This is a genomic window from Capnocytophaga sp. G1920 (genome assembly GCF_051417515.1).
Window position 1 is genome coordinate 23,541 of sequence record NZ_JBPRKH010000019.1, and the last position, 24,632, is coordinate 48,172.

Here is a 24,632-nt window from a genome sequence, read left to right on the forward strand (position 1 = left end):
AAAGTAAAAAATAGCTATAAAAATTTGTTAGTATAAAAAAATGTAGTACATTTGCACCCGCAAACTCAAAATAAGGCATAACAAAATAGATGGCGAGGTAGCTCAGGTGGTTAGAGCGTTGGATTCATAACCCAAAGGTCACGGGTTCAAATCCCGTCTTCGCTACTAAGATTAAACAAAAGAAAATGAGTGGTTTATATTTATAAATCACTCGTTTTTTTATGTATGAATAATTTAATGAAAATTAAGAAACGAAAATGCTCTGAAAAACAAAAGTCTCTACACTAAGCCCTGAATTTACAATGCTAATAATGATGTTACCACTCGATAGGGGCGGGCTCAAAAATCGTGCCATTCAAGTAGTTACGAAAGAGTATGATGATTAACTTTCTTAATGATATTTTGCAAAGTATGTTTTATATGATGCTATGAAGCAAAAGACAATTAGATTAGTAGTATTTGATAGTGGAATGAGCGCTACTAAAAAAATCCTTTTTTATTTTTTCGTTACAATTATCTTTCGTACTTTTACGCCCTAAATTTAACTAATTATAATATTTGTATGGATAAAATGATGTTATATTTACCGTTAGTCCTTGCTATTCTTGGACTTATCTTTATGATTGCGAAAGCTTCGTGGGTGAACAAACAAACCACAGGCAACGATCGAATGCAAAGTATTTCCAAAAGTATCAAAGAAGGGGCAATGGCATTCCTCAATGCTGAGTACCGCATTTTAGGTATTTTTGTGATTATTGCTTCTATTGCTCTGTTTATTGTTTCTCGTATGGTAGAAACTTCTCATTGGCTTATTGTAGTAGCTTTTGTGTGTGGAGCTTTCTTCTCTGCCTTAGCGGGAAATATCGGAATGCGTATCGCTACCAATGCTAACGTACGCACTACCGAAGCAGCTCGCACTAGCTTGCCAAAAGCTTTGAAAGTATCTTTTGGTGGTGGTACTGTAATGGGATTAGGAGTGGCAGGTTTGGCTGTATTGGGCTTGAGCTTGTTCTTTATCCTCTTTGTAAACACTTTTGTAGGAGGAGGCAAACCTTTCTACGACGAAATGACTCTCGTACTCGAAGCCTTAGCAGGTTTCTCACTCGGTGCTGAGTCTATTGCGCTCTTTGCTCGTGTGGGTGGTGGTATTTACACCAAAGCTGCCGACGTAGGGGCTGACCTCGTAGGGAAAGTAGAAGCTGGTATCCCTGAAGATGACCCTCGTAATCCTGCCACTATTGCCGACAACGTAGGTGATAACGTAGGTGACGTGGCTGGTATGGGTGCTGACTTGTTTGGTTCGTATGTGGCTACTGTACTCGCTTCAATGGTATTGGGTAACTATGTGATTAAAGATATAGCAACTGCCAATGGTGGTGCTTTTACCGATGCTTTCGGTGGTTTAGGCCCTATCTTATTGCCGTTAGTAATTGCTGGTGTAGGTATCATTGCTTCAATTATTGGTACTTTCTGTGTAGGTATCAAAAACGACGATGCTAAAGAAAAACAAGTACAAAGTTCACTAAATATAGGTAACTATGTAGCTTTAGCACTTACTTTAGTAGCTTGCTATTTTCTTATCAAATATATGTTGCCCGAAACTATCCAAATGAGTTTCTTTGGTGAAGGCGTAAAAGAAATCGCAAGTATCAATGTATTCTACGCAACTATCGTAGGTTTGGCAGTAGGCTTGCTCATTTCAGCTATTACTGAACACTTTACCGCTTTGGGTAAAAAACCAGTATTGAATATCGTTCGCAATTCATCTACAGGAGCTGCTACCAATATTATTGCAGGTTTGGCTACTGGTATGAAATCTACCTTTGGTTCTGTATTGCTTTTTGCTGTAGCTATTTGGGGTTCTTACTCTTTAGCTGGTTTCTATGGTGTAGCGATTGCCGCATCAGCAATGATGGCAACTACAGCTATGCAATTGGCTATTGATGCTTTTGGTCCTATTGCCGATAACGCTGGTGGTGTAGCCGAAATGAGTGAATTGCCAAAAGAAGTACGCCAACGTACTGATATTTTAGACTCAGTAGGTAATACTACCGCTGCTGTAGGTAAAGGCTTTGCGATTGCTTCTGCAGCTCTTACTGCCTTAGCATTGTTTGCAGCTTATGTTACCTTTACAGGTATCAATGGTATTAACATCTTCAAAGCAGATGTATTAGCTGCCTTGTTTATTGGAGGTATGATTCCCGTAATCTTCTCAGCTTTAGCTATGCAATCAGTAGGGAAAGCTGCTATGGATATGGTGAATGAAGTACGTCGCCAATTCCGTGAAATCCCTGGTATTATGGAAGGTAAAGGTACTCCAGAGTACGGCAGATGTGTAGATATTTCTACTAAAGCTGCTTTGCGCGAAATGATGTTACCTGGTGCAATTACTATCATCACACCTATTATTATCGGTTTTGTGATGGGTGCTGAAGCTCTTGGCGCTTATATGGCTGGTGTAGCTGTATCAGGGGTTGTATGGGCTATCTTCCAAAACAACGCTGGTGGTGCTTGGGACAATGCTAAGAAATCATTTGAAGCAGGTGTTGAAATCAACGGACAAATGACTTACAAAGGTTCTGACGCTCATAAAGCTGCCATTACTGGTGATACTGTAGGTGACCCATTCAAAGATACTTCAGGCCCTTCAATGAATATCCTTATCAAACTTACTTGCTTGGTAGGTTTGGTAATTGCTCCTATCTTGGGCGGACATACCGCTGATGCTTCAGGTACTCCTATAGAAGCTCAAATCCGTCAAGGTGAAGGTGAAGGAGTGATGCCTGTGGAAGAAGTAGTAGTTATTGAAGAAGGTAAGCTTAACGCCGATGGTGACTTCGAGTACAATGTAGGTGATTTATTCCAATTGAGCCTTTTTGACAATACAATGTTAGAAGTAGGAAAGAACTCATCTGAAGCACACCTCGTGAAATTGATAGAAGATAAAAACCTTACTACTCCAGAACAATTCAAAGATAACTGGATTACTTTGGATAGAACTTACTTCAAAACAGGTAGCGATGAACTTACTGAAGGTTCTGAACAACAATTAAAGAACATTGTAGCTATTTTGAAAGCTTATCCTAAAGCTGCTATTCGTTTAGGAGGTTATACTGATAATACGGGTAGTGTTGAAGGTAACAAAAAACTTTCAGAAAGACGTGCTAATTCAGTGTTAAACAAATTGGTAGCATTGGGTGCTAACAAAGCACAATTGAGCGCTCAAGGTTATGGTGCAGAACACCCTCTTTGTCCTGCTAACGATACTCCTGAGTGCAAAGCTAAAAACAGACGTATCGACATACGTTTGACTGCTAAATAGCAGTATTTTAGTTATTATATAACCTCAAAAGGGGTGTTTGAGGAACTTCTTCCTCGAACACCCTTTTTATAATCACCTAAAAACTATGAAATTACCTTTATTTTCAGCAGCTATATTGCTCACTGCTTTGGTAGCCTGCAACGACTCAAAGACTTCAAAAATGACAGAGAATACAGATAACAATCCGCTATTGGTAGAAAGCACTTTACCTTATGGAGCTCCCGACTTCTCAAAGATTAAAGACGAGCATTATCGTCCTGCCCTGCTCAAAGGAATGGCTTTGCAAAACGAACGTATTGCAGCTATTGCTAATAGCAACGAAGCGCCTACTTTTGAGAATACAATTATCGCTTTAGAAAAAAGTGGAGTAGAGTTAGAGCGTGCTTCAGCGGTATTCAATGCCTTAACTGAGGCAAATACTAATGATACCTTAAAAGTATTGCAAAAAGAACTATCGCCTAAGTTTGCCGAGCACGCCGATGGCATTCACCTGAACGAAAAACTCTTTGCGCGTATCAAAGCCTTATACGATAAACGTGAGAGCTTGAAATTAGATGCTGAATCGCTTAAATTGTTAGAAAATTACTATGAAGATTTTGTAGTAGCAGGTGCTAACCTATCAGCTACTGATAAAGAAACCCTAAAGAAATATAACAGCGAGTTAGCTTCTTTAGAAACTGATTTCAACCAAACGCTTTTAGAAGGCTCGTTGGCAGCTGCTCAAACTATCAATGGTCAGAAAGTAGCAATTGTGAATACGACCCAGCAACCGCTCCTTAGTGAATTAGCCGACCGCAACGCTCGTAAACAATTGTTTGAAGCAAGCTGGAATCGCACCGATGGGGGAGCTCATAATACCAATGATATCCTAAAACGCATTGCTTTACTGCGCGCTAAAAAAGCCGAACTCTTGGGCTTTAAAAACTATGCCGAATGGAGCTTGCAACGCACTATGGCTAAAACTCCTGCTGCTATTGCTCAATTCTTTAAAGATTTAGTGCCTGCTTCAGTAGGTAAAGCCAAAGCTGAAGCTAAAGAAATACAAGCACAAATCGTCAAAACGGGAGGTAATTTTACTTTAGAACCTTACGATTGGAACTTTTATGCCGAACAAGTTCGCAAAGCTAAATACGACCTCGATGAGAACGAAATCAAACCTTATTTTGAATTGAAAAATGCTCTTGAAAATGGTGTATTTTATGCAGCTACCAAACTTTATGGCATTACCTTTAAAGAACGCAAAGATATACCCGTATATCACCCCGATGTATTGGTGTATGAGCTTTTTGAAGAAGATGGTACGCCATTAGGACTTTTCTATGGCGATTTCTTTGCTCGTGAAAGCAAACGTGGTGGTGCGTGGATGAGCAACTTTGTAAACCAATCTAAATTATTAGGCACTAAACCTGTTATTTACAATGTGTGCAACTATGTAAAACCTGCCGAAGGTAAACCTGCTTTGCTTACTTACGATGAACTTACTACGCTCTTCCACGAGTTTGGTCACGCATTGCACGGTTTCTTTGCTAACCAACAGTATGCAAGTTTATCAGGAACAGCAGTAGCACGCGATTTTGTGGAGTTCCCTTCGCAATTCAATGAGCATTGGACTTTGTATCCTGAGGTACTTAAAAACTATGCAGTACATTACGAGACCAAACAACCTATTCCACAAGCACTTATTGATAAGATAAAAAAAACGAGTACCTTCAATGAGGGCTATGCTTTTACCGAAGTTTTGGCTGCTGCCAATTTAGACTTGCAATGGCATACTATTCCTTCGGATACTATCATTAATAATGTAAGTGATTTTGAGAAGAAAGCCCTTGAAAAAACAGGCTTATGGTTGAAAGAAGTACCTCCAAGATACCGTTCGTCTTACTTTGCTCATATTTTTGGTGGAGGCTATGGAGCAGGCTATTACTCTTACCAATGGACAGAAATGCTTTGCCACGATGCCTACCAATGGTTTGAAGAAAACGGCGGACTCACTCGTGCTAATGGACAACGTTTTAGAGATTTGATACTCTCCAAAGGCAATACAATGGATTATGAAAAGATGTATTTAGCCTTCAGAGGGAAAGCTCCTGCTATTGAACCATTACTCAAAGCACGAGGATTGAAGTAATAAAAAAGCAGGTTATTGTAACCTGCTTTTTTGTTTTTTTATAATACTACTTTTATCCTCCAAACCAACCTTCACGGTCTAAACTGCGATATTGAATAGCTTCACCTATATGATGAGGTTGTACTTCTTCTGACTTTTCTAAATCGGCTATTGTACGCGCTACTTTTAAAATACGGTCGTAGGCACGTGCAGAAAGGTTGAGACGCGTCATAGCATCTTTTAGTAGGGTTAAAGAATCTGTATTTACTTTACAGAATTTCTGTATTTGTTTAGTATTCATTTGAGCGTTATAGTGAATATGTTCATATTCTTTAAAACGTTCTGTTTGGATATTTCGAGCATCTATCACCCGTTTACGGATATCACGACTACTTTCACCTTTTCTATCATCTGAAAGTTTTTCAAAGGGTACAGGATTTACTTCTATATGAATATCTATTCTATCTAATAGAGGTCCTGAAATTTTACTTAAATAGCGTTGCATTTCAGCAGGTGTAGAAGTAACAGGAGCATCGGGATCGTTAAAATACCCGCTTGGACTTGGATTCATACTTGCTACTAACATAAATGAAGCGGGATAAGTAACTGAAAACTTTGCTCTAGAAATAGTAACTTCTCTATCTTCTAAAGGTTGTCGCATTACCTCGAGAACAGCTCTTTTGAACTCTGGTAACTCATCAAGAAAAAGTACTCCATTATGTGCGAGAGAAATTTCACCTGGTTGAGGATAAGTACCTCCTCCTACGAGAGCTACGTCAGAAATAGTGTGATGAGGACTACGGAAAGGACGATGGCTCATTAAGCCTGTGTCCCTAATACGTCCTACTACACTGTGTATTTTAGTAGTTTCAAGAGCTTCGTGAAGTGTCATCGGAGGAAGAATGCTGGGTAAACGCTTAGCGAGCATTGTTTTTCCTGAACCAGGAGGGCCTATTAAAATAACATTATGCCCACCAGCAGCAGCTATTTCCATACAACGTTTTACAGTTTCTTGACCTTTTACATCAGCAAAGTCAAATTCAGGAGATTCTAAATCTCTGTAAAACTCTTTGCGCGTATCTATTTCGATAGGTTGTAATTCTTTTTCTCCATTAAAAAAATCTATGACTTCTTTTATATTCTCTACACCATAAACGTCCAAATTATCTACTATAGCAGCTTCTTTAGCATTTTGCTTAGGAAGAATAAATCCTTTGAATCCTTCTTTGCGTGCTTGAATTGCAATAGGTAGCGCTCCTTTAATGGGTTGTAAACCGCCATCTAAGGACAGTTCGCCCATAATGATATATTTTTCTAATTCTTCACTTTGTATTTGCCCGTTAGCTGCTAAAATACCAATTGCAAAACTTAAATCATAGGCAGAACCTTCCTTACGCATATCGGCAGGAGCCATATTGATGGTTATCTTTTTACCTGGAATTTTATATCCATTGTTTTGCAGAGCAGCTGCTATACGATAATTACTTTCTTTAATAGCTATATCGGGTAATCCAACCAAATGATAGCCAATACCTTTATCGATATTTACTTCAATAGTAATTGTGCTGGCTTCTACACCAAATACAGCACTTCCGTAAATCTTTACTAACATTTCTGTGGTTAATTTTTGTACAAAGATAAAACATTCTTTGTAAATGAGCAATTTTATTTCAAAAAATAATCTGCAATATAGTTAACAAAAGTTCAAGATAAGAGAATATAGCTCTTGCACTACAGGAAGCCGTAGCACGGCAAGGAATTACAAGGTAGATTAGAACTTTTACCAAAGATAAGAAAACGAAATTATAAATAACAAAGAAAGATACTTTTTGGTTGAGGGAATCTTATGGTTAGCTTATAGAGAGCTTATAGGAAGCTTATACGAATCTTGGAAGATTGGTACACAAAGACTATGTAAGTGACTAAAAATGAATAGTTAAGAGTGAAGAATTAGGGGTGATTTTAGAGTAATAAAACGAAATAAAAGCAAAGAAGAGATGAAGGAAGATTTCTTAGATGAAAATTGTAGCAACGCAAAGGAGATTGAAAAATAGTATTTTGTTGTTTCGAGCTGATGTTAAGTAAGTATATAAACAAAATAACGCAGGACGTGAATCCTGCGTTATTCCGAACATAAATTTTAATACAAAATGAAACAAATTCTCGTGATCACGACAGGATTCGAACCTGTGACCGTCTGCTTAGAAGGCAGATGCTCTATCCAGCTGAGCTACGTGACCTCTATTCCAAAAAAAATATTTCAAAAATGCCACACAAAAGGAAACATTTATGAAATATCTTATTTTGTCGGGGCGGCAGGATTCGAACCTGCGACCTCCTGGTCCCAAACCAGGCGCGATGACCGGACTACGCTACGCCCCGAATTTATATCTAACAATTTGTATTAGATGCGGAGAGACTGGGACTCGAACCCAGGCGACGGTTACCCGCCGACAGATTAGCAATCTGCTCCGTTACCACTCCGGCACCTCTCCAATTTTGAAAGCTCCTTTGCTTTTGCGGTTGCAAATGTATAACAACTTTTTATTCTGCACAAATATTTTAGATACTTTTTTGTACATTTTTTATCAATCTAATAATTATCAAATACTTAAAAATAGTAAAATCTTCTTTATATCCGCTTATCTAGGAGGAAAAACAATACCATAACCTGTACCGTTATTAAAAGTTGCTCCTGAAGGAAGTTTCATTGAGGTGCCTGTGGTAGACCAATCCCATAGTTTTGTTTCATCATCTGTAATGGTATTAGAAGTTTTATTATATTTCTTACCATTGAGAGGATAATAAAGCAGTAAATCATTTGTGGGTTTAAGAGTTCTCCACAACTGTAATTGTATTTCTTTTTGGGTTAAGGCTCGTTTCCACAAACGCACCTCTCTGAGAAGCTCATTAGCTCCCGCAAACCATAAATCTTTTACATAAATTCTACTATTAGTATTTGCTGTTTTAGAACCTACCTCTTTTCCTTCTACATATACACGCAGGGTATTGCCGTCACAGGTTACTGCAATAGGATACCATTTATTAGTTTGTGCCTTAAATACCTCAGCAGGTATTAATATTGAAATACCCGAAGCTTTTACGTCTAATTGATTGTTTGTAAAGCCTATCTCAACTTGATGAGTATTAGATGTTACTCCTACTATTGGGTTGCTTCCTATGAGATTTGAGCAATTAATTGTAGCTTCAAAAGTCCATTGAGGGAGCTCGTTATTAGATAGAGCTTCTTCTGTAATAGCTTTTGTAGTTGCCATACTTAATACTTTTGTTCTTGCTTCTTTATGTACTACTAATAGCAAACGGTCTTGTCCTGCAATAGCTTCAATATTATTTCTACCTCTTATTTGTATGGGTAGCGCATACACTTCGTTGTTAGGAAACGTTAGTTCACTAATGGTAATATCAATAGGAGTTTCTGTTTCATAAGTATTGAAGATAGCATTTTCATCAATACTATATTTATCAGTAGGTAAGAGTTTGTAATCCGTACCATATTGTGCATTATAGTCAGTTAAGGTTTGAGCATCACCTGTGATAAGTTGAGCTGATACTATCTTACCTGCAGCTCTTATCAGTTTCACCTTTAAGTTTTGAATCTTGTTATCTTGGTATTCTTGTACGTATACCTCAACGACATTATTACCATCGAGAAATACTCCCTGATATACATTGGGAGCCTGAGGCGTTTTGTCGGTAGTTTCGTCTTGACAAGCTATTACACTTAGTAAGCCAAGTATTAAAAGTATCTTTTTCATCTTTGTAGAATTTTAGAATTGCATTTTCACATTAAGTCCATAGCTTCTTACAGAAGGCAACATAAATTTGTCGTATCCACTGCCATAAGTACCTACAGAAGGCACTATTTCGGGGTCAAAAGATGCTTTGTTATAGAGCATTAGCAGGTTGTTGCCTACTAATGATACACTGAGGTCTTTTAAGCCTTTTACAATGAATCCTTCTCTAAAATGATAGGTAAGGGCAGCTTCTTGTAGACGAATATTGGTAGCCGAATATTGATAATCAGAAGCCGTTCTATTAGCTATGAAAGTAGCATAGTTAGCTCGGTTATCGGCAGAGGCTTTAGACACCCCATAGCGATCGAAATAACGTTCTGTTTCTGAAAAAACTATTCCTCCCAAACGCGCTTTAAACAAGAAATTCAAATCGAAATTCTTATAGATCATCTTCCCTTGCCAGCCTAGTAGCCAATCGGGATTGGTAGAGCCTAATTTGTTGCCATTTGCATCGTATATATCACCTATTTCACCACCTTTACGTAAGGTATACATACCGTTGGCTATCTCGTTAGGTAAACTCACAATCTTGTTCTTATTAGTAGAAGCAACAAGCTGAGTTTCCCAATTTACCCCTTTAGAAGTATTAGGATAAGTATACCTTAAAGCAACTTCTACTCCTTGATTTTGCACTTCACCTGCTTGTTGCCATACAATAGGTACTAATTGATTATTAGTACGAGTATGATAGAAAGTAGCGTTAAAAGAAAGATTGTTAAACCATTGGGTATCTAAGCCTACTTCATAAGAAGTGGTACGCTCTAACTGTAAATCAGTAGGATAGTTAGGCAAACTATAAGTATTACCAATCCAAGCGCGAGACGTTTCAGCTACCCCTAAGCCCGCATAACTCATAGGAGCTGCTACTTGACTATAGCCTCCACGCAATTTTGCATAACTTAATATATCTTTATCTATACCTATAAATTGATGTAACAAAGCTGAAACACCTACTGATGGACTGAAGACCATATTTTTATTTGTAGAAGGATAATCGGACGGTTTATCAGCACGACCTGTGAGAGTGAGATAAATCTTAGATTGCCAACCTACTTCAGCCATTGCAAAGAAGGCTGTGTTACTCCGTTTTCCCCACAATGGGTGGGTTATAGCTGTAGGAGTTGTGATATTGCTTTGAGTAAAATTATTTACGTTATGCAGATTACCTTTGTAACCTTCTACTTGAGTATTGTACCATTCATACGAAGCTCCTAAATGAGCATCTAAACTGAAGTCATTCGATAGATTTTTATTGTAATGTAAGAGTACATCGGCATATTGTTGTTTGAAAGTCTCTTTCCAATGAGCATAATAACCATTAATACCTGCATAAGCAGGAAGCGTAGAAGCATACCGCTTATCGTCCATTGTAGAGGCTGTATTATCTATACGGAAGCGTGCTACTACGTCTAAATCTCCTATAATTTTATAGCTTACTTTACCTGAAAACATATAGCGATCTTTAGTAGTAGGACGTAAATTTCTGTACGCTATCCAATAAGGATTTTGGACATTTTCACCTAAGTTAGCTGATGTATCGGGCGTACCTGAACCTGCAATCCAATATTGCTTAGCATAACCTGTGGTAGCATCATAACGTTCAAAATAACGTTCTTGACCAAATTGTTCCCCTCTTGGGTATAAGTACAAGCCCACTATAGGATTGAAAGCGATACCAGAGGCTACTTGATTGCGTTCATACTGACGGATATAGTTCCCCGAAAGGTCTATTTGTAAAGCATCATTTAACAGAGAAGTAGTATTGTGCAAATAAGCATTATAACGGTTATATATGCTGTTGGGCACTATACCACCTGATTGTAAAGAAGCTAATGAAGCGTAAGTTTTATTTTTACCTTCTTTAAAATCTATACCTCCTGAAATGCTTACTGCATTCTGGTACACGTGTCCAGTTTTATAAAAATCATTTATATTAAAAGAAGTACCCTTAGGTAAAGCACGAGTGGACAGTGAAGTGTATTGTCCTAACTCATTGCCATATGTTTCTTGAAACTCAGGCTTTGTGAGTTTATTTACAAACTCTATTGAAGAAGAAAGGTTAATTTTAAATTGGTTACTTTCAGCTTTTTTAGTGCGAATGAGTACCACACCATTGGCAGCTGAAGCTCCATAGAGTGCCGTTGCTTGTGCTCCTTGTAATACAACTACTTCTTCAATATCCTCAGGATTGAGGTCAGAAATACCTTCGCTGGTATCTCTACCATCGCCTCCAATATCTCTTTCAGCTTGGTTAGCGATGGGCATTCCATCTATCACGTACAGTACATTATTATCACCAAAGAGTGAGCGAACTCCACGCATAGTAGCTTTTGTAGCCCCACCAATACCTGTAGCACTTCGCTGGATATGCAAACCTGCAACTCTACCATCAAGGCTATTCACAAAATTTGCTTGCTTGACTTGAGTGAGGTCCTTGTCTGAAACTTTTTGTTGTTGATAGGGTAAAACTTCCCCTTCTTGATAAATTCCTAGAGCAGTAGAATATTTTCGCTTACCTATTAGGATATGATCAATATGCTCTATCATTTGAGGCTTTAAGACTACCTTAAAGTTAATATTCTTATTTTTACCCTCTACTTTTCTTTGCTGGGATTCATATCCTAAAAAACTAAACTCAAGCACATCACCTACTTTGGCTTTGAGTTCAAACTTACCATCAGTATTCGTTGAAACACCTTTAGTAGCTTTTGTTGAACGTGTGTTTTTAATAATTACTGCAACCGATGGCATAGGTTGATTGTTCTCATCGAGAACTTCCCCAGTAATGTTTTTCATCTGGGCGTGAACCACTCCTGCAAATAAGAATAGCAAGACTAACACAAGTTGTATTTTCTGTTTCATAGCGTTTACATATAAATATACCTCGCAAAGGTACAACTTTTATTCACTTATACAAAATTTTTATACATTTTTTTTAAATATAAGTTCTATTACTAAATACGATTTTCAGAAATAGAATAAAGAAAGTAAGAGAGTAAGAAAACTAATCAGATACTCAGCAGTGAAACTCTTCTTGTTTTTAGCTACCTCTTCAGGAGTACCAAAGGCTATTACTTCGCCACCTGCCTTTCCTCCATCGTGCCCTATATCTATGATATGGTCTACTTTTCTGATAACATCGAGGTTGTGCTCTATCACCAGAACAGTATTGCCCTTATCTACCAAACGGTCGAGTACTTCGAGAAGTACCTTCACATCGTCAAAATGTAGTCCTGTAGTAGGTTCATCTAATATATAAAAAGTATTGCCCGTGTCTATTTTAGAAAGCTCTGTGGCTAACTTCACCCGTTGGGCTTCTCCTCCTGAAAGGGTAGTAGATTGTTGCCCTAAAGTGATGTAGCCTAAACCTACCTCTTCAATAGTTTTTAGTTTGCGGTATATTTTAGGGATAGGTTCAAAGAATTTTACTGCCTCACTTATGGTCATATCGAGTACATCAGCAATAGATTTCCCTTTGTATCGCACTTCAAGCGTTTCACGGTTAAAACGTTTTCCCTTACAAGTCTCACAAGGTACATAGACATCGGGTAGGAAGTTCATTTCAATCACCTTTAAGCCTGAGCCTTCACAGGTTTCACATCTACCGCCTTTCACGTTGAAACTAAATCTACCTGGTTTGTAGCCACGTATTTGCGCTTCGGGTACTTGGGTGAAAAGGTTGCGTATTTCACTGAAAACACCTGTGTAGGTAGCAGGATTTGAACGTGGTGTACGCCCAATAGGTGATTGGTCGATGTCGATTACCTTATCAATATATTCTAAGCCCTCAATGCTCTTGTAAGGCATCGGTTTTTTTACGCCATTAAAGAAATGAGCATTCAAGATAGGATACAGTGTCTCGTTAATAAGTGTTGATTTGCCACTTCCCGATACACCTGTTACCCCTATCATTACCCCTAATGGGAATTTTACGGTTATGTTCTTCAAGTTATTGCCCGTACAGCCTTTTAAAATAATTTCTTTGCCGTTACCTTTGCGCCTTTGGGTGGGTATTTCAATCTTCTTTCTCCCACTCATATAGTCGGCGGTGATGGTATTTGCTTTTAGCAATTCTTTAGGTGTTCCTTGAAAGATAATATCCCCTCCATTTACGCCCGCTTTAGGTCCTATATCCACTACATAATCGGCTTCTTGTATCATTTCTTCATCGTGTTCTACCACAATTACTGAGTTGCCAATATCTCTGAGCGATTTCAGCGAGTTGATAAGCCTTTTGTTATCTCGCTGATGCAAACCAATGCTAGGTTCATCGAGTATATAGAGTACCCCTGTGAGTTGAGAACCTATCTGCGTTGCCAGTCTGATACGTTGAGCTTCTCCTCCAGACAACGATTTAGAACTTCTGTTAAGAGCTAAATAAGTAAGCCCTACATCTATGAGGAATTGTAGTCGGGTGGTGATTTCTTTGATAATTTCTTCCGCTATTTTGCGCTGTTTGGTAGAGAGATGCTCAGGTAGAGATTTGAACCACACCAATAAATCTGCAATATCTAAGGCTGATAGTTCAGCTATATTTTTATCAGCTATTTTAAAGTAAAGAGCCTCTTTGCGCAAGCGAGTGCCGTGACATTCCTCGCAAGGAATAGTATCCATAAACTCTTCAGCCCAGCGCTTGATAGCTGCCATATCAGCATTTTCGTGCTGGCTTTTGATGAAGTTGATGATACCTTCAAAATCAATTTCAAAATTGCGTGTAATGCCTAATACATCCGATTTGATAGCGTATTTATCTTTACCACCATAGAGAATAATATCCATCGCTTCTTTAGGAAGTGCCTCAATAGGGTCGGAGAGCTTATGTCCGAACTTCTGTACAATGAGCTCTAATTGTTTGAATATCCAAGTGTTCTTTTGCTCTCCTACTGCTGTAATCCCTCCGTTCTTGATAGAGATAGAAGGGTCGGGGATAATTTTAGAGAGGTTGATTTCTTGTACTTCACCCAACCCATTGCAGTGCGGACACATTCCTTTGGGAGAGTTAAACGAGAAAGTATTAGGTTCAGGAAGAGGATATGAAATGCCCGAAGAAGGACACATCAAGTGTCTGCTGAAATAGTGAGCTTTTTTTTGGTCGTGTTCTAAAACCATTAGCACATCGTCGCCGTAGTTCATTGCAATTTTGATACTTTCTTGTAGGCGTTTTTGGGTATCGTCAGTATCATCAATTAGCATACGGTCGATCACGATTTCAATATCGTGTGTTTTGTAACGGTCGAGCTTCATACCTTTTTCGATATCACGAATTTCGCCATCGGTACGCACCTTTACAAAGCCTTGTTTAGCAATCTGCTCAAAAAGCTCGCGATAATGTCCTTTTCTCGATTGTACCACAGGAGCTAATAGGTTAATGCGTTTGCCTTTGTATTCCTTGGTAATGAGTTCCTGAATTTGGTTATCGGTATAACTTACCATCTTTTCGCCCGTTACGTAGCTATAAGCATCGGAAGCACGGGCAAATAGCAGGCGCAAGAAGTCGTAGATTTCGGTGATAGTACCCACTGTAGAGCGCGGTGATTTGGAGGTAGTTTTCTGTTCGATAGCAATCACAGGCGAGAGTCCGTCGATTTTATCTACATCAGGGCGCTCTAATCCCCCGAGAAACTGGCGAGCATAAGCCGAGAAAGTCTCGATATAACGGCGTTGTCCTTCGGCATAAATAGTATCAAAAGCCAAAGAGGATTTACCACTACCTGAAAGTCCTGTGAAGACTACAAGCTTTTCGCGAGGTATGGAAAGGTCTATATTTTTGAGGTTATGCACCCGTGCGCCTTGAACTTCAAGTACATCAGTGGGAGCTACATTATTCGTTTTCTTTTTCATTTAGTGACTGTTATAGAGGCTACCATAAGTAGCCTATGATTAAATAATTAGACGATACTAATCTTTCTATGCATCTAATAACTGCATTACTTTTAAGGCTTGATACACAGTATTGATTCCTTCAAAAATAAGGAGCAAACGCAACCCGTTACGGGTTTCTTTCTCTTGCATACGACACTTGTTAGGGTAACGTTGTACAAAGAGTAGTACCTTTTGAAAACGCTCACTTTGGTAAAATGGACTGTTTTGGTCGGAGATAAAATAGCCTGTCATCTTACCGTTTTTCATCACGAGCTTTTCAATTCCCATACGAGTAGCTATCCATTTCACTCGCACGCTGTTGAGCAAGTCGATAGCTTGGGGAGGAAGTTTGCCAAAACGGTCGGTAAGATTGCGTTGGTACTGCTGTAAAGCTTCCTCATTGGGTAAATTACTCAGTTCGTTATAAAGATTGAGTCGTTCTGCCACTCTATTGACATAGGTATCAGGAAAGAGCAATTCAAAATCGGTGTCTATTTGAGTATCGGTGAGGTAAGTTTTATCTTCTTCGGCAGTGTGATATAGTTCTGAGAACTCATTTTCTTTGAGCTCTACTATAGCTTCTTGCAATATTTTCTGATAAGTTTCGAAGCCTAACTCATTGATAAATCCACTTTGTTCCCCGCCTAAGAGGTCACCAGCTCCGCGAATTTCTAAATCTTTCATAGCAATATTTAACCCGCTTCCTAAATCGGAGAACTGAGCTATAGCTTCAATACGCTTGCGGGCATCATCACTCATCGCTACCAACGGAGGGGTGATAAAGTAACAGAAAGCTTTTTTGTTGCTTCTACCTACACGTCCACGCATTTGGTGTAAATCGGATAAGCCAAAATTATGTGCATTATTGATGAAGATGGTATTAGCATTGGGTACATCTAAACCATTTTCAATGATAGTAGTAGCTACCAATACATCGTAAGCACCATCCATAAAGGCTAACATTGTTTCTTCTAATTTTTTGCCGTCCATTTGTCCGTGACCAATGGCTATACGTGCATCAGGTAATAGGCGTTGAATCATACCTGCTACTTCCTGAATATTCTCTACACGGTTGTGCATAAAGAACACTTGTCCGCCTCGCTGAATTTCATAACGAATACCATCGCGTATTATCTCTTCGCTGAAAGGTACTACTTGAGAATCGATAGGGTAGCGGTTAGGGGGTGGTGTATTGATTACTGATAGGTCGCGGGCTGCCATTAAGCTGAACTGTAAGGTTCGGGGGATAGGTGTAGCAGTGAGGGTGAGCACATCGAGGTTTTCTTTGAGAGTTTTGAGCTTATCCTTTACGCCTACACCAAACTTTTGCTCTTCGTCTACTATCAGTAGACCTAAATCTTTATAAGCTACTTTTTCGCCTACTATTTGATGAGTTCCGATGATGATATCTAATTGACCATTTGCCAGTTCTTCTAAGATAATTTTCTTTTCCTTAGCTGTGCGGAAACGGTTGAGATAATCGATGCGCACAGGGAAGTCTTTCATACGCTGGCTAAAGGTTTGAAAGTGCTGAAAAGCGAGTACCGTAGTAGGTACCAATACTGCTACCTGCTTGCCGTTGTCTACCGCTTTGAAGGCAGCACGAATAGCTACTTCGGTTTTTCCAAACCCAACATCACCACACACCAACCTGTCCATAGGTTTTGGACTCTCCATATCAGCTTTTACTTCGGCAGTAGCTTTGCTTTGGTCGGGTGTATCTTCATATAGGAAAGAGGCTTCCAGTTCGTTCTGCATATAGCTGTCGTGAGAGTATGCATACCCTTTAGATTCCTTACGTTTAGCATACAACTGAATCAAGTTGAAGGCTATTTCCTTCACTCTTGTTTTTGTCTTCTGCTTGAGCGCCTTCCACGCTCCAGAACCTAATTTGTATATCTTAGGTGGTTTGCCGTCCTTACCGTTGTATTTAGTGATTTTATGCAGGGCGTGAATGCTTACGAATAGGACATCGCGGTCGCCGTAAATCAGTTTGATAGCCTCTTGTTGCTTGCCTTCAACTTCTATCTTCTGTAATCCAGCAAATTTACCAATACCGTGGTCGATGTGGGTTACATAGTCGCCTACTTCTAATTGCATTAACTCTTTGAGCGTAATGGCTTGTTTTTTGGCATAACCGTTCTTCAGCTGGAATTTGTAGTAACGCTCAAATATTTGATGATCAGTAAAGATATTCAGCTTGTGCTCATTATCTATAAAGCCCGCGTGTAGAGAAAGCAGTAGTGTTTGGTAATGCACTTTTTGTTCCATCTCCTCAAAAATGTCGTGGAAGCGTTTGGCTTGTTGCTCAGTGCCACAGAGGATATAGTTTTGGTATCCCTCAGTGTGTTTATCGTTTAAATAACTGATAAGTAGCTCGAATTGCTTGTTGAATGAGGGCTGTGGTGTAGTGCGAAAAATAATCTCTTTTTCGCCTTTGGAGAAAGATGAGGGAAGATTTATATTTATTTGCTGAAATCTTCCCATTTGGCTTAATAAATCTTCTGATTGGCAATATAGTACATCGGGTGTACTGTGTTTTACTTCATTAGGGAGCTTTTCGTAAATGTCAGTAGCTTTAGTGAAAAGCTTGTCGATTTTTGCTCCAAAAGTAGATGTTTCCTTAGATATTAAAAGGGTCTGTTCGCTGATATACTCTAAAAATGATTGACGTACCTCATTACCTTCTTTGTTTTCGACGTTAGGAATAATGGTAATCTTAGAAAGCTGTGTTGTTGAGAGCTGTGTTTCGACATCGAAGGTGCGAATACTCTCTACTTCATTGCCAAAGAATTCAATGCGGTAAGGTTCGTTATTTGAGAAAGAAAAAACATCAACAATCCCCCCGCGTACTGAAAACTCGCCAGGTTCGGTTACAAAATCAGTGCGATTGAAATTATAGGAGAAAAGCACTTCGTTCAAGAGTTCAATGGTTAGTTGGTCTCCTTTGTTAATCTTTAAGGTATTTTGCTCTAATTGCTTACGAGTGATAACTTTCTCGAAGAGCGCTTCGGGGTAGGAGACTACTATGAGAGGTTGCCCACTATTGCTCAGCTGATTGAGCACTTCAGCACGCAGTAACACGTTGGCGTTATCGGTATCTTCAATTTGATACGGGCGGCGATAGCTATCAGGAAAGAAGAGAACTTGTTCGCCTACTAAGGTCTCTAAGTCGTTTAGCAAATAGGCACTTTCTTCTTTGTCGGGCAAGAGCACCAATAGCGGACGCTTGGTATTAGTATAAACATTAGCTATAAGTAAGGACAGAGAAGCCCCTGCCAAACCATTGGCAACGGTATTATGATGTGCTTTAATTTCAGTTAATAAACTTTTATAAGTGCTATTTTCTGCGAATAATTGTAATAACTCTTTCACAAATAGGGATTATGATTACAAAGTGCAAAGGTACGCATAAATTAGGAATTAACAACTAATTCATTACAGTTGTTATAAGCTATTTTTTGCATATACAAAAGTTCTTCCAAAACCTTATTGATATCTTTTGCAGGGAATGGCAATGCGATAAGGAGCTCATTGGGAGTTATAGGTTTAGACTTCAATAAACTCCAAACTGCTTCTTTAACCTCTTTTTTATCAACTTTTGGAGGAGGTAGTTTGGCAATACAATTTGAACATACTCCACAAGGCTTTTCGGATTTTTCACCGAAGTATTCTAAGAGCTGGATGTTCCGACAAGTATCCTCATTTTGAAGATAGCGGAATACTGCTTCTTGCAAGGTTAGCTTGGTGTGATTATACTCTTTTAAGTTCTTAGAAATACTATTAATAGTGCGGTCATCATCACGAGGCACATTAAAGACAATTTGAATATCAGAAGCTTCGTTTTTTAAGATAGCCATTCCATCATTGTGCAAACGTTCTAAATTCTTGATGATATCACGATAGTCGAGCTCTGTGAGTTCAGTGATTTTTTCCATCTCCAAAGCTATAGGCTGACTGTAGATAAGAGGGTAAGATCTTATGAGATAGATAACAAGGTTTTTTAGATAACGATGTGTTTGTAAATAAGTAATAAGTTGAGGGGTAGGTGCTGTAATATGCAAAGTAACCTTCTTGTAAAATTGCTGACTGAGTGAGATAATAGACATTCGGTCTAACACTTGCAAGCCATTATAGGACTTTATGGGTGATAGCTGATAACGCTTCCAGAAGTCGGGGAAGAAGAAACTGAATACCCCTTCTTGTCCTTCACCTATTGCTATTTGAAAATAAGCATTAAGTTTTGCATAAAGTAGCTTGAGGAAAGGAATGTCTACCAAGTAATCTTTTAGCAGTTTATTAGCATTTTCAACGTCGATTTTACCATAGAATAAGATGGCTTCGGCTGGGTTACCATCACGACCTGCGCGTCCAGCCTCTTGAAAATAGTCCTCTAAGGTTTGAGGTATATCCCAATGAATTACGAAGCGCACATCAGGTTTGTCTATTCCCATTCCGAAAGCATTGGTAGCTGCCATTACACGCACATCGTTGAGCAACCACATACTGAGCTTTTGATTCTTTTCTTCGGCAGGAAGACCTCCGTGAAAATAGGCTGCTGAGATACCGTGATTCTCCAAGAGTTCAGCCAATTGTATGCAACCATTTCTGCTTCGTAAGTATACGATAGCACTCCCTTCGGTCTTTCTTAACAGTTGTAGTAACTCGTGCCATTTATCGGAAACCTTATATACTTTGTAAGCGATATTAGGGCGTGCTAAAGAAGTACTGATAATAGTAGCATTTTCTATACCTAAATGATGTAAGATATCTTGCTGTACTTGATGCGTTGCCGAAGCTGTGAGTGCCAATAATGGGACGTTAGGAAATTCTTCTTTCAGCCATTTACACTGTAAATAAGCAGGACGAAAATCTTTACCCCAATGTGATACACAATGTGCTTCGTCTATCACTATTAAGTTAATAGACATTGCTTTGAGATAAGAGCGCACCAATTCCTGTTGCAGACGTTCAGGGGACAGGTATAAGAATTTGTATTGCCCATAGAGAGCATTGTTTAGCAAGCGTTCCAACTCAGGGTAGGGGAGACCTCCCGATAACGATAGTGCACGTATTTCTCTATTTTTAAGCGCCTCTACTTGGTCTGTCATTAGGGCTACTAAGGGAGAAACAACTATACAGATGCCTTCTTTCATCATAGCAGGCACTTGAAAAGTAATAGACTTTCCTCCACCCGTAGGCAATAAGGCTAAGATATCTTTTCCGGATAATACTGAGTTGATAACAGCTTCTTGAGAGTTGCGAAAACCGTCGTACCCCCAATACTTTTTGAGTATGTACAGAGGTTCATTCTCCATAAATACTACTGCTTATAACCTTTGTATGCTGGACGCACCAATTGAGGAAAATCAATAAACGGATTACGGTTACCTTGTGCCTTTTCAATCACATTGTTACGCTGACGTTCAAGGTCAGAAACGGGATCTTCGTCATTCCATTTTAGGAGAACTTGAAGTCCTCCTAATACAATAACATCGTCTATTCTGTCGTGATATCGTAAGTTGATATACATAATCATTCGTGCAACATCTCCTTTCCATTCGTCTCCTGGATACCAAGCGCCTTTTGTACGACCAGCTTTCCCTTTACCATCGGTAAAAGGAATATTTCCTCTACTACCATTTAGTTTACTATCACAAGCTTTTAGATGATGTAAATCACCTTTAGCATCTCCCTTATACTTTGATTGTGGATAGATGTGTTCTGTATTGAATGTTTGGGGTTTATAAGTGTTACTTCCACTATTGTACTCTCTCCAGAAACGTTCTTCTCCTGTATAAACCAGTACAACATTTTGTGGATTTTTAAGGCTTGCATCGGCTTTATAAAGATATTTATGGCGCTCACCATAACCTAATTGATTTTTATGCTTAGCGATAGTAAGAGCTGCCAAATCATCATACAAAGCTGTCCCCGTTTTAGTGAAATCAAACCCTTTATAGTAAGTTTTTAACTCCTCGGGTACTGTAATTTTTACAGGAGGGATGGGCTCCTCAGTAGTGGGAGTAGTGGTGGTAGGAGGGTTAGGAGTAGGAGGTACAACAGGGAGGGGTTGTGCTTGGTCATCATTCTTGCAAGCTAACAAGAACATTACGAATAATAAAACATAAATTCTTTTCATATGTATTTAATTTTTAGTTATTTGTTTACACGAAAAAGCTAACTTTAGCATTAGTAACATTTTTCAATAGTACATTCTCATCTTGATGTGTAATATCAGTACTGAAAACAGACTGTTGCATTATACTTCTTTAATTCTTATTTTCATTAAATGATAGTGCAAAGGTACGAAGTAATTATTAAATAAGCAAATATTGATTAATGGTTAATGGTTAATGGTTAATGATTAATGGTGAAATTAAGAAGACTTATAGGATAAACGAACAACAGGCGAAGGGAGAGTGGGTCTACAGTGGGGCTACAGTGGGTCTACAGTGGGTCTACAGTGGGTCTATAGTGGCTCTACAGTGGCTCTACAGTGGCTCTACAGTGGCTCTACAGTGGCTCTACAGTGGCTCTACAGTGGCTCTACAGTGGCTCTACAGTGGCTCTACAGTGGCTCTACAGTAGCTCTACAGTGGGTCTACAACGAATAAAAGACGAACGATGAACGAAGGAACAACGAACCTAAGTAGAAGGAAAGTTGAAACTAAGGCAGAGATAAAAAGAAGGTTATTAGTGGATTTTAACATTGCCAAAGATTTGAAACTTTGGCAAAGTTTATACAAATAACGGTGCGAGCCACACGGATAGATAGGGAAAAGACGAAGAAAAATTAAGAATAAGAGGGGGACAAAGTGAAAATGAAAGAAAAAAAGAACGCATTTTGCGAATTTAATTCTCAATGGTATGTTGTTAATTGTTAATTAATCATTATCTTTGCCCCCAAAATAAGTACGTATATACGATTTGTTATAAAACAGACTTTTTAGATAAAATACATTTTTCATATATGAAATACAAACGAATTTTACTAAAACTCAGCGGGGAAGCCCTTATGGGAAGTCGCCAGTACGGTATTGACCCCGCGCGTTTAAAAGAATACGCTGCCGAAATTAAGGAGGTAGTGAACCAAGGCGTGCAAGTGGCCATAGTAATTGGCGGGGGGAATATCTTCCGCGGGGTAGCTGGTGCCAGCAATGGTATGGATAGAGTGCAAGGCGACTATATGGGTATGCTGGCTACCGTTATCAACTCGCTTGCCCTACAAAGTGCCTTAGAAGACGAAGGACTTTTTAGCCGTTTGCAAACAGCTATCAAGATGGAAGCTATAGCCGAGCCTTTTATCAAACGTCGTGCAGTACGCCACTTAGAAAAAGGACGCGTAGTGATTTTTGGAGCGGGGACGGGTAATCCTTACTTTACGACCGATTCGGCAGCGGTACTTCGCGCTATCGAAATCAATGCCGATGTAATCCTTAAAGGTACTCGTGTAGATGGTATCTACAATGCCGACCCTGAAAAAGACCCTAATGCGGTGAAGTTTGACCATATCTCTTTTAATGAGTGTATTGATAAAAACCTCAAAGTAATGGATATGACGGCTTTTACCCTTAGCCAAGAAAACCATTTGCCTATCATCGTATTCGATATGAACAAAAAAGGCAACCTCGCTAAAGTAGTAGCAGGCGAAAACGTAGGAACGACGGTTAATGATTAATGGTTAATGATTAATGATTAATGGTTAATGATTAATGATTAATGGTTAATGATTAATGGTTAATGGTTAATGATTAATGGTTAATGGTTATATTGCGACGCTTCTTTAACAATTGAAGACTAACAACTAACAAATAATTAAAAACAATATACAATGAACGAAGAAATTAATATTATCTTAGAAACTACGAGCGAAGCGATGCAAGAGGCATTGCAACACTTAGATAAGGCTTTAGCCAATATCCGCGCTGGCAAGGCGAGTCCGCAAATGGTAAGTAGTGTAATGGTAGACTACTACGGGGTGCAAACACCTCTTAGTCAGGTAGCCAATGTATCAGCTCCCGACTCTCGTACTATCTCTATTCAACCTTGGGAAAAGAAAATGATTCAGCCTATTGAGAAAGCTATCCAAATAGCTAACTTGGGCTTTAACCCAATGAACAATGGTGAAATGGTGATTATCACCGTACCACCACTTACCGAAGAACGCCGTAAAGAGCTCGTGAAACAAGCCAAAGGTGAAGGTGAAGACGCTAAAATAAGTGTGCGCAACGCCCGACAAGACGCTAATAAAGAGATTAAAAAGGTAGAAGCTTCGGACGATGTGAAGAAAGAAGCTGAAGAGCGTGTGCAAAAGCTCACCGACAAATACATCAAGAAAGTAGAAGAAGTATTAGCTGTAAAAGAAGCTGAGATCCTAAAAGTATGACAAACAACGAACAAGTAAAGGATTTAGTGAATCGCCTGGGTGCGTTAAGGAGGTATCTTTGACGTAGATGCCAAACGCATTGAAATAAGCAACGAAGAAGAAAAGACTTTTGCACCTGACTTTTGGGATAATGCCAAAGAAGCTGAGAAAGTGATGCGCGAGCTTCGCACTAAAAAGAAATGGGTGGAAGACTATGAGGAAGCCGAAAATCTTACCTCGGATATAGAAGTACTACTTGACTTTTTTAAAGAAGGTGAAGCTACTGCGGAGGATGTAGACCACCAATACGCCCAAGCCTTACACGCTATTGAAGCATTGGAGTTCCGCAATATGCTTTCGGACGAGGGCGATACGATGAGTGCGGTATTGCAAATTACGGCAGGTGCAGGTGGTACTGAAAGCTGTGACTGGGCATCGATGCTACTACGTATGTACACGATGTGGTGCAATAACCAAAAATATAAGGTAAAAACACTTAACTTCCAAGAAGGCGATGTGGCAGGAGTAAAAACGGTTACCATAGAGATTGAAGGGGAATACGCTTTTGGTTACCTAAAAGGTGAAAATGGCGTACACCGCTTGGTACGCATCTCACCTTTTGATAGTAATGCTAAACGCCATACCTCTTTTGCCTCGGTATACGTGTACCCTTTGGTAGATGATACTATTGAAATAGATATTAATCCCGCTGATATTACCTTTGAGACGATGCGCTCCAGTGGTGCTGGAGGGCAGAATGTAAACAAGGTAGAGACAGCTGTGCGTTTGCGTCACCACCCTACGGGTATCATTATCGAGAATTCCGAGACCCGCAGTCAGTTAGATAATAAGAACAAGGCGTTGCAACTACTCAAATCGCAGTTGTATGAGATAGAGCTCAAAAAGCGTCAAGCCAAGCGCGATGAGATAGAGGCAGGAAAGATGAAGATAGAATGGGGCTCACAAATACGCAACTATGTAATGCACCCCTACAAACTTGTGAAAGACGTACGCACCAATTACGAATCTACTGATGTAGATAGCGTAATGAACGGTGAATTAGATGAGTTTCTCAAAGCCTACCTAATGCTTATGGGTACGAGCCGTACGGGCGATTTGTAATGGTTAACGATTAATGGTTAGTGGTTAATACTTTTG

General features: G+C 39.2%; 14 protein-coding genes and 4 tRNA genes. 8 read left to right on the forward strand and 10 right to left on the reverse strand.

The window, feature by feature from the left end; all coding sequences use genetic code 11:
* Window positions 1-91 precede the first annotated feature (91 nt).
* The 3 genes from ACSQ7D_RS10300 (at window position 92) to ACSQ7D_RS10310 (ending at window position 5,450) form a co-directional block, all read left to right on the forward strand.
* Window positions 92-165 (forward strand) — tRNA-Met (locus ACSQ7D_RS10300).
* A gap of 397 nt (window positions 166-562) precedes the next feature.
* Window positions 563-3,322: a sodium-translocating pyrophosphatase gene (locus ACSQ7D_RS10305; RefSeq protein WP_308765977.1), complete on the forward strand. Its 2,760-nt coding sequence runs from the start codon at window positions 563-565 to the stop codon at window positions 3,320-3,322.
* Window positions 3,323-3,407: 85 nt separating this feature from the next.
* Complete coding sequence (locus ACSQ7D_RS10310) at window positions 3,408-5,450, forward strand: M3 family metallopeptidase (protein ID WP_437136192.1); 2,043 nt, start codon at window positions 3,408-3,410, stop codon at window positions 5,448-5,450.
* Window positions 5,451-5,502: 52 nt separating this feature from the next.
* Here the strand turns inward: ACSQ7D_RS10310 and ACSQ7D_RS10315 are convergent, their stop codons facing one another.
* From ACSQ7D_RS10315 to ACSQ7D_RS10360, 10 genes are all read right to left on the reverse strand, one after another.
* Window positions 5,503-7,041, reverse strand: coding sequence for a YifB family Mg chelatase-like AAA ATPase (locus ACSQ7D_RS10315; protein ID WP_308765975.1), 1,539 nt, complete (start codon window positions 7,039-7,041; stop codon window positions 5,503-5,505).
* A gap of 554 nt (window positions 7,042-7,595) precedes the next feature.
* Window positions 7,596-7,669 (reverse strand) — tRNA-Arg (locus ACSQ7D_RS10320).
* A 67-nt stretch (window positions 7,670-7,736) separates the two neighbouring features.
* Window positions 7,737-7,811: transfer RNA gene (locus tag ACSQ7D_RS10325), tRNA-Pro, on the reverse strand.
* A 29-nt stretch (window positions 7,812-7,840) separates the two neighbouring features.
* A tRNA-Ser gene (locus tag ACSQ7D_RS10330) sits at window positions 7,841-7,924 on the reverse strand.
* A 147-nt stretch (window positions 7,925-8,071) separates the two neighbouring features.
* A complete protein-coding gene (locus tag ACSQ7D_RS10335; RefSeq protein WP_308765974.1) occupies window positions 8,072-9,205 on the reverse strand; it encodes a DUF1735 and LamG domain-containing protein in 1,134 nt (377 codons plus the stop codon).
* Window positions 9,206-9,217: 12 nt separating this feature from the next.
* Window positions 9,218-12,106, reverse strand: a complete 2,889-nt coding sequence (locus ACSQ7D_RS10340; RefSeq protein WP_437136193.1) for a SusC/RagA family TonB-linked outer membrane protein — start codon at window positions 12,104-12,106, stop codon at window positions 9,218-9,220.
* A gap of 105 nt (window positions 12,107-12,211) precedes the next feature.
* Window positions 12,212-15,085 carry an excinuclease ABC subunit UvrA gene (gene uvrA / locus ACSQ7D_RS10345; RefSeq protein WP_437136194.1) on the reverse strand — a complete coding sequence of 958 codons (2,874 nt, stop codon included), beginning with the start codon at window positions 15,083-15,085 and terminating at the stop codon, window positions 12,212-12,214.
* A 66-nt stretch (window positions 15,086-15,151) separates the two neighbouring features.
* Window positions 15,152-18,481 (reverse strand): transcription-repair coupling factor, encoded by a 3,330-nt coding sequence (mfd, locus tag ACSQ7D_RS10350; RefSeq protein WP_437136195.1) that lies wholly within the window; start codon window positions 18,479-18,481, stop codon window positions 15,152-15,154.
* A gap of 41 nt (window positions 18,482-18,522) precedes the next feature.
* A complete protein-coding gene (locus tag ACSQ7D_RS10355; protein ID WP_437136196.1) occupies window positions 18,523-20,424 on the reverse strand; it encodes a RecQ family ATP-dependent DNA helicase in 1,902 nt (633 codons plus the stop codon).
* A 5-nt stretch (window positions 20,425-20,429) separates the two neighbouring features.
* A complete protein-coding gene (locus ACSQ7D_RS10360) occupies window positions 20,430-21,248 on the reverse strand; it encodes an endonuclease I family protein (protein WP_437136197.1) in 819 nt (272 codons plus the stop codon).
* Window positions 21,249-21,528: 280 nt separating this feature from the next.
* On the opposite strand from ACSQ7D_RS10360, the gene ACSQ7D_RS10365 reads away from it, so the two are divergent.
* The 5 genes from ACSQ7D_RS10365 (at window position 21,529) to prfB (ending at window position 24,596) form a co-directional block, all read left to right on the forward strand.
* The gene (locus ACSQ7D_RS10365) at window positions 21,529-21,723 is read left to right on the forward strand and encodes a hypothetical protein (RefSeq protein WP_437136198.1); all 195 of its coding nucleotides are present in this window, start codon (window positions 21,529-21,531) and stop codon (window positions 21,721-21,723) included.
* A 10-nt stretch (window positions 21,724-21,733) separates the two neighbouring features.
* A complete protein-coding gene (locus tag ACSQ7D_RS10370) occupies window positions 21,734-21,859 on the forward strand; it encodes a hypothetical protein (RefSeq protein ID WP_437135641.1) in 126 nt (41 codons plus the stop codon).
* 220 nt (window positions 21,860-22,079) lie between these two features.
* On the forward strand, window positions 22,080-22,787 hold the full coding sequence (gene pyrH, locus ACSQ7D_RS10375; protein WP_002671891.1) for a UMP kinase: 708 nt from the start codon (window positions 22,080-22,082) through the stop codon (window positions 22,785-22,787).
* A gap of 153 nt (window positions 22,788-22,940) precedes the next feature.
* A complete protein-coding gene (gene frr / locus ACSQ7D_RS10380) occupies window positions 22,941-23,495 on the forward strand; it encodes a ribosome recycling factor (protein ID WP_437135642.1) in 555 nt (184 codons plus the stop codon).
* Window positions 23,492-24,596 (forward strand): peptide chain release factor 2 gene (gene prfB / locus ACSQ7D_RS10385; protein ID WP_157446755.1). Its coding sequence is split into 2 segments (ribosomal slippage): window positions 23,492-23,551 and window positions 23,553-24,596, totalling 1,104 coding nucleotides; the frame shifts between segments, so codons are not numbered across the junction. Before frr ends, prfB begins: the two co-directional genes overlap by 4 nt.
* The last annotated feature ends 36 nt before the right edge of the window (window positions 24,597-24,632 follow it).